Raw genomic sequence first — 5987 nt, 5'->3', positions numbered from 1 at the left:
CACAAGCTGACGGTCACGCCGAGCGCCGTGCCGCCATCGACATGCTCCACCGCCACTCACCCGGATCGACGCGGCGCCTGACCCTGGCAGCGGATCGTGGCTATGACAGCGCCGATTTCGTCGCCGAACTGCGCCAGATGGTCGTCACACCGCACGTCGCCCAGAAATCCCGGCATTCAGCCATCGATGGCCGGACCACCAGACACCCCGGCTATGGCAAATCCCAGCGGCGCAGGAAGAAGATCGAGGAGCCTTTCGGCTGGGCCAAGACCGTCGGCGGCATGACCCAAACCATGTATCGGGGCATCGAGCGGGTGCGCGCCCGCTTCACGCTGACGATGGCAGCCTGCAATCTAGCGGGGCTGCCGAAACTGCTCGCGGCTTGAGGTCGGAAGAACCGCCCACGGCCCACTTGCCCACGCGCACGAACCCATAATGCCCACCGCACCGGGAAGACGTTCCGCAACGCAGCGTTTTTCAGCGGCCTGTTAGCGGTGTCAAATGGCAGAACGAATGGGAAAGGGTTTTGCGGAATTCAAGTCGTTGGTTTCAGTACTTCCCGTTACTCGCCTTGTTCTGAAACGGCGCAGTACTTTACGCGGCGATGTACTTGAGCAAACTAGAGGCTTCGATTGTACTTGATCCCATACGCAACAAGAAATGCCCATGAACGTGTCAGTCAATTCCAGCCCAAAGCCAACTGAATCTGCCAAGGGCGCCGCGGTGGGTGCCGTTCCTCTTGCCGAAGTCGTTTATGGCAAGATCAAATCGGCAATCATTCACAGTGAACTTCCGCCGGGCGAGCAGGTAGCGGAAAATCAGATCGCGACCCTTCTTAAGGTCAGCCGGACGCCGGTGCATCAGGCGCTTGTCTTGCTTGAGCAGGAAGGCTGGGTGCGCGTCCTGCCGAAGCGCGGGGTGATTATCGCCCCGGTCAGCGCCGAGGAGATGCGGAACATCTATGAGATCCTGATGGGGCTTGAGAGCATCGCGGCCGAACGCCTCGCATCACGCCCCGCCGATACGGATGACGGGATCGATGCCATGATCGCTGAAGCGGCAGAAGGCGCCAAATCGGCACTGGATCGGAAGGATCTATCGGGATGGGCCGAGGCTGACGACAAGTTTCACCGCCTGCTGGTCGAGCTTTGCGGCAATCCCGATCTCTATCGTCTGGCACGGTCGATCATGGACAAGGCACATCGGGCACGGCTGATCACACTGTTCGACCGACCGCCGCCGGTCCAGTCGAACATCGATCACGACGAAATTCTGGATGCGATTCGGCGCCGTGATTCGAACGCGGCGCGTGATGCTCTGCGCATGCATCGTATGCGCGGCATGGCCGCGCTGATCCCGATCCTCGAAAAAGCCGAAGCAAATCAGAGGCGTTTCCTGCAGCCATAGCTTAAACTCCAATCTTGCATGCAAGTGTTGCATGGATAATGAGAATGAGATAGAACCTCCTTACTCACAGGAGGAGGCTCACATGGACAAATCGCAATTCAACGTCGTGCTGCTGCCCGGAGACGGGATTGGCCCGGATGTCGTGAACGCTGCCGTCAAGGTGATGGACGCGGCGGCTGCCGATCAGGGCATCACGCTGAACTACCAGACCTTCGATGCCGGGGCGGCCTATTATCAGCGCACCGGCAAATCGATCGACGACGCGGGCGTCGAGGCTGTCGGCGAGTCAGATGCCGTGCTCTTGGGTGCTATGGGCCTGCCGAGCGTGCGCAAGGCCGATGGCACCGAAATCGCGCCGCAGATCGACCTGCGCGAACATTACGACCTCTACGCCAGCCTGCGCCCCTGCCTGCTGCTCCCCGGCGTGAAGACCCGGCTGGACGTGAAGCATATCAACATGCTGGTCATCCGGGAATTGACCGAAGGCCTGTTCGCCGGACGTCACGACCCCATCCCGGAAAGCGACGAAAGCTGCAGCGACCGGCTGACCATTACCCGGGCCGGTGCCGAACGCCTCTGTGTCATCGCCTTTGAACAGGCGCGTCTGCGCAAGGCCAAGCAGGGCACGCCGGGACATGTCACGCTGCTGGACAAGGCGAACGTGCTGCGCAGCAACGCCTTCCTGCGCAAGCTCTTCGACGAGGTCGCAGCCCGCTATCCCGATATCGGCAGCGACCGGCAGTATATCGATGCAGGCTCGATGATGTTCATCACCGATCCCGAGCGTTACGACGTGGTCGTAACCGAAAACGTCTTCGGCGACATCACCTCTGAAATCGCGGCAGGCGTTGTCGGCGGTCTGGGTGTCGCGCCCTCGGGAGACGTGAACGACAAGCTGGGCATCTTCCAGCCGTCGCATGGCTCTGCCCCCGACATCGCGGGTAAGGGTCTGGCCAATCCGGTGGCGACCATCCTGTCGGGCGCCATGCTTTTGGACTGGATCGCCGAAAAACAGAACGCCCCTGCAGCGGCAAAGGCTGCGGCAGCGATCCGCGCGGCGACCGGCAAGGTGCTGGCGAGCGGTCCGAAGACGCGCGATATCGGTGGCACGGCCTCGACCGACGAAGTCACCGATGCAATTGTCAGCGCGCTGAATAACGCGACTGTTACGGCTTGAGAAGGGTGAGAGATGGCAAAAGTTGCTCTCGTCGGCTGCGGCGCCATGGGGTCGGTTTATGCCGGGCTCATGGCAGATGCCGGCCATGAAGTGCATGCCGTGACGCTGTGGCCCGATCATGCCGTAGCCATGGCCGAAAAGGGTATCCGGGTCGAGGGGGCAAGCGGTGATCGGACCGTTCCCCTGGCCAGTGCCGGGACGACCACCGACGGCATCGGTGTCTGTGATCTGGTCATCATCGCGACCAAGGCATTCGATGTAGATGCCGCCGCCAAGTCCAGCACCGGCCTGATCGGGGACAGGACGGTTGTTCAGACCATCCAGAACGGTCTGGGCTCGCCCGAGGTTGCCGCTGAATCCATCGCTGGCGACCGCATCGCCATCGGCGTCGTAGGCGGCTTCGGGGCCTCGATCCGCGCACCGGGCCACGCCCATCACAACGGCATGGAGATGATCCGCTTCGGCGCCTTTGACGGTCTGCCGATGGATCAGCTGGAGGCCTCGGCAGAGGTCTGGCGCTCGTCCGGTTTCAAGGTCGCGCTGTTCGAGGACGTGAAGCAGATGGTCTGGGAAAAGCTGATCATGAATGTCAGCTTCTCTGGCACGACCTGCGCCACCGGCCTGACCATCGGCGAGGTCATGGCCAATCCCGATGCCTGGAAGGTCGCCGAAGGATGCTGCCGCGAAGCGATTGCTGTGGCGAAAGCAGCCGGGATCACGCTGGATGTCGGCGATCCCATCGAACATGTGCGCAAGCTCGGCTCGAAAATTCCGAACGCACGTCCTTCAATGCTGCTCGACTATAATCTCGGGCGGCGAGGCGAGGTCGATGCGATCAACGGTTCGATCCCGCGCCTTGCCAAACAGTATGGCATTCCAACCCCGGTCAACGAGACCGTGGTCGCCATCATCCGGGCGCGGGAGGCGTCCTTTCCCAGCTGATCGCTGATCGGCCGGGAACCCTTCCCCCGCCTGCGCGACGGCGGGGGAAACGCGAGGGGCTGAACGCCCCGACAGAACAGGATCCCAAAACTTCTGTGCGACAGACCTGGGAGGGGAACGATGCACGACGCTCTTGTACTCGCGAACAGCGCGTTCGCGATCCTGATGATCGTTTTTCTGATCATCTATGTGAAAGTAAATCCACTCATCGCGCTGGTGATCGGGCCGCTCTATCTGGGCCTGTCCTCCGGCATCGGTTTCGATGAAACCATCAAGGCCATCACCACCGGCTTCGGTGACCTGATGGCCCGGATTGGCCTGCTGATCGGCTTCGGCGTCATGATCGGCGCCTTCATGGACAAGATGGGCGTGTTCCAGCATGTCGCCGAACTGATCATGACGAGGCTTCGAAAGCGGCAGGTGCCTTTCGCTTTCGCCACCATCCTCTGCAGCATCTTTCCCCCCATCTATACGGATGTGCTGCTGGTGATCTCGGCCCCGCTGGCCAAGATGCTGGCGCGCAACCTTGGCCCCAACGGCTTGCCGATGATGGCAGCGGCGGTCGGCGTCGGCATGGAGCTTGCACTGGTCATCGTGGTACCCGGTGTCGCCGCCCTGGCCCTGTCCGCAGTGCTGGAGGTGGATCTGGGTACGATGCTGATCTATGGCCTGATGGTCGCCATCCCGACCGCAATCGTCACGCTGATGATCTATGCCGCCTTGCTGAAGATGGGTCTTTGGGATGTCGAACGCGATCAACTGCCGGCCGACGAGGATCCGGCGCCGGCAGATCCCGCGCCAGAACACTTCCACACAAAAGCGCCGCTGGCGGTTTCCCTGCTGCCGGTTCTGGTGCCGATCATCATGATCGCCATCGGCGCGATTAATCGCGCATTTGATCTGGAGTCGCCAATCCTCTCGGCAATGGGAAATTCGACCTTCGCGCTTCTGATCGGGCTGATCATCGCCTTTCTGGTCGGCAAACGTTATCTGCCAATTCAGGCGCGCAAGGAAGCCGTGTCACAGGCTTTTCGTGAAAGCGGCCAGATACTGCTGCTGACCGGCGTCGCGGGATCGCTGTCCGAAGTCGTCGGGCTGACCGATCTGGGTGGCATCCTTTCAGGATACTTCTCTGCAGGTGGATCTGCTCCATTGCTTCTGGTCTGGCTCGTCGCCTGTGTCCTGCATATCGCCATCGGATCCGTCTCGGTCTCGGCGATCACGGCCGCCAGCCTTCTGGCGCCAGTGGCATCACAGTTGGATGTCGAACCGGTCTGGATTGCCCTGGCCGCAGGCTCAGGTTCGCTGTTCCTGATTCATGTTACCAGCAACACCTTCTGGTTGATGCAGACGCTGATGCACATGACGCTGAGGGGGACATTGAAAACCTTCAGTCTGGCCGTCTCGATCGCATCCTTCGTATCGCTGGCTGCGATCCTGATACTGAGTTCCGTCTTCTGAAAGCTGAAACGGGACGCGGCAGGACCATCTCTGCCGCGCCCTGATCAAGGCAAGTTGGCGAGATGTTGCGCGATGCCGCCACCAACTCCCTCCCACTCTAAACGCGCAAGATTTAGCGTCTAAAAGCAATCGACAACCGCCACTGATCCAAGGCTGCTGCTGGATGGGTACAGTCGGAAGCGGCACGGGAGCATGTGTGCGCGACGTACTCGCTGCGCTCGCCGATGGCATGATGGTGATGAAAATCCGTCACCTCAACCCTTGGCTGCAGTTTTCGCGCAGGCTGTGCCGTTCAAAGCCGTCTGATGCAGCCGAACGCCGGAATGGAAATCTCAAGAAATCAAACGGCTGTAGCGTAAGGTGCTGAAATCAATCACTTTCCAGATTTTTGCCCGGATCGGCTCATAACCTGAAGGTCGTAGGTTCAAATCCTACCCCAGCAACCAAAAAACTGAAACAAATCAAACAGATAATCTGATGGTATCATTATACCATCACCCAATCGCACACTTACATCAACGCCACATCAACACCGAACACCAAAAACTGCAACCGCACGCATAAGCAGGCGCTGGCAGGCTTTGGCCGACAAAGTTGGCGCGATGGGCGCCGGGTCGTCACAGATCAACGCTATCGGCCAGCTATATCCCGCGCCGAATCGGCCCGTGAATACTCCACCTGCTGAAAGCAGGTGACTTCAGGTTACGGCTCAAAGCCGGATCGGTCCGCCATTCGGCGGACTCAGGTGACGTCAAAGTTGTCGTCAGGTTCGGGCGGCGTTTGGTTCGCAATGTAGTCCATCCACATCTCGTCCGTCACGCTGCCGCTCGTGCAGACCCAATAACCGCGCGCCCACAGGTGCTGCCCCCAATAGACCGTGTTGCGTGAATAAGTTTTGGGACAGACTGCCCCCTTTCCCCATGGTTTCAGGCGGCACGCTCATAGACCGCACGCCCGAGACGGGTCATGCGGTTCAGGGCTTTGACGGCGATCTGTGTTT

At 60.2% G+C, this 5987-nt stretch carries 6 protein-coding genes; 5 read left to right on the top strand and 1 reads right to left on the bottom strand.

The annotated features are described in order from the left end of the window. The 5 genes from KNW02_RS19870 to KNW02_RS19850 form a co-directional block, all read left to right on the top strand. Nucleotides 1-386 (top strand): transposase (locus KNW02_RS19870; RefSeq protein WP_216034922.1); only part of this gene is annotated, 386 nt, incomplete at its 5' end. A 280-nt stretch (nt 387-666) separates the two neighbouring features. Then, nucleotides 667-1407 carry a GntR family transcriptional regulator gene (locus KNW02_RS19865; RefSeq protein WP_216034921.1) on the top strand — a complete coding sequence of 247 codons (741 nt, stop codon included), beginning with the start codon at nt 667-669 and terminating at the stop codon, nt 1405-1407. An 82-nt stretch (nt 1408-1489) separates the two neighbouring features. Then, nucleotides 1490-2584 (top strand): isocitrate/isopropylmalate dehydrogenase family protein, encoded by a 1095-nt coding sequence (locus KNW02_RS19860; RefSeq protein ID WP_216034920.1) that lies wholly within the window; start codon nt 1490-1492, stop codon nt 2582-2584. 12 nt (nt 2585-2596) lie between these two features. Continuing rightward, the gene (locus tag KNW02_RS19855) at nt 2597-3526 is read left to right on the top strand and encodes a ketopantoate reductase family protein (RefSeq protein ID WP_216034919.1); all 930 of its coding nucleotides are present in this window, start codon (nt 2597-2599) and stop codon (nt 3524-3526) included. Nucleotides 3527-3646: 120 nt separating this feature from the next. After that, nucleotides 3647-4987: a GntP family permease gene (locus KNW02_RS19850; RefSeq protein WP_216034918.1), complete on the top strand. Its 1341-nt coding sequence runs from the start codon at nt 3647-3649 to the stop codon at nt 4985-4987. 741 nt (nt 4988-5728) lie between these two features. On the opposite strand, the gene KNW02_RS19845 is transcribed toward KNW02_RS19850, so the two are convergent. After that, on the bottom strand, nt 5729-5917 hold the full coding sequence (locus KNW02_RS19845; protein WP_216034923.1) for a transposase: 189 nt from the start codon (nt 5915-5917) through the stop codon (nt 5729-5731). Between the last annotated feature and the right edge of the window lie 70 nt (nt 5918-5987).

The sequence above is a fragment of the Paracoccus marinaquae genome (assembly GCF_018860165.1).
In the GTDB taxonomy this organism is placed as follows: domain Bacteria; phylum Pseudomonadota; class Alphaproteobacteria; order Rhodobacterales; family Rhodobacteraceae; genus Paracoccus; species Paracoccus marinaquae.
This window is presented reverse-complemented; position numbering and strand designations above follow the sequence as displayed.